The 984-nt window shown below is 65.3% G+C and carries 3 protein-coding genes; 1 reads left to right on the plus strand and 2 read right to left on the minus strand.

Annotation, left to right across the window (positions count from 1 at the left end; genetic code table 11):
* Positions 1-202 (minus strand): cyclase family protein (locus A9Z05_RS35325; protein ID WP_176730248.1); only part of this gene is annotated, 202 nt, incomplete at its 3' end.
* Between the two features lie 129 nt (positions 203-331).
* On the opposite strand from A9Z05_RS35325, the gene A9Z05_RS26025 reads away from it, so the two are divergent.
* Positions 332-832, plus strand: a complete 501-nt coding sequence (locus A9Z05_RS26025) for an Lrp/AsnC family transcriptional regulator (protein WP_006477992.1) — start codon at positions 332-334, stop codon at positions 830-832.
* Here A9Z05_RS26025 and A9Z05_RS26030 read toward each other — a convergent pair.
* Positions 819-984, minus strand: a 166-nt coding sequence (locus A9Z05_RS26030) for a flavin reductase family protein (RefSeq protein ID WP_141723485.1), incomplete at its 5' end; no start/stop codon positions are given. The genes A9Z05_RS26025 and A9Z05_RS26030 overlap by 14 nt on opposite strands.

Genomic DNA, 984 nt, shown 5'->3' on the forward strand with positions numbered 1-984 from the left:
CGCCGATCGGCGCGCCGTCGGCGTCGTAGTGCAGCGGCGCGTCGCAGTGCGCGCCCGTGTGCGGCGACAGCGTCACGCGCGCGACGTTGACCGGCGAACCGGCCTCCATCCGCCACACGCGTTCGACGGAAACCGGCGTATCGCCCGGCCACACGGGCGTGGCGGGGCTGACCGGCGGCGAGATGTCCCAGAGTGTGTCCATGGCATGACGAAGCGTGAATCGATGCTTCGAATGATAGGTGGACGCTCGCAGAAAGTGCTTGCGAAATAAACATGGACAATCCGCCGGATTGGCAGATAATTCGACTCAGAGGGAAAACGGGGACCAAAAATGCACGCGATCACGCTCGATGCCACCGACTGCCGGATTCTGGCGGTATTGCAGGAGGAGGGCAGAATCAGCAATCTCGACCTGGCCGAACGCATCTCGCTTTCGCCATCCGCCTGCCTGCGCCGCATGCGCCTGCTCGAGGAGCAGGGCGTGATCGAGCACTATCGCGCGTGCCTGAGCCGCGAGAAGCTCGGCTTCGAGCTCGAGGCGTTCGTGCAGGTGTCGATGCGCAACGAAGAGAATCAATGGCACGAGCGCTTCGCGGAAGCGCTGCGCGAATGGCCGGAGGTGGTCGGCGCGTTCGTCGTGACGGGCGAGAGCCACTATCTGCTGCGCGTGCTCGCGCACAACCTCAAGCACTATTCGGATTTCGTGCTGAACCGCCTGTACAAGGCGCCGGGCGTGATGGACATCCGTTCGAACATCGTGCTGCAGACGCTGAAGGACGAAGCGGGCGCGCCGGTCGGGCTGGCGCGTACGGGGGCGATCAAAGCGGTGTGAGGCCGTGGAAGCCGCCGCCGTGGAACACGAGCGGCGGTGCCGTGTCCGATACCGCGCGCACGCCGCAGCGCTCCACTTCGCCGACGAAGATCACGTGGTCGCCTTCGTCGTAGCGGCTGCGGTTGTGGCATTCGAACCATGCGAGCGCGCCG

Source organism: Burkholderia sp. A2, from assembly GCF_001729305.1.
Classification (GTDB): Bacteria; Pseudomonadota; Gammaproteobacteria; order Burkholderiales; family Burkholderiaceae; genus Burkholderia; species Burkholderia sola.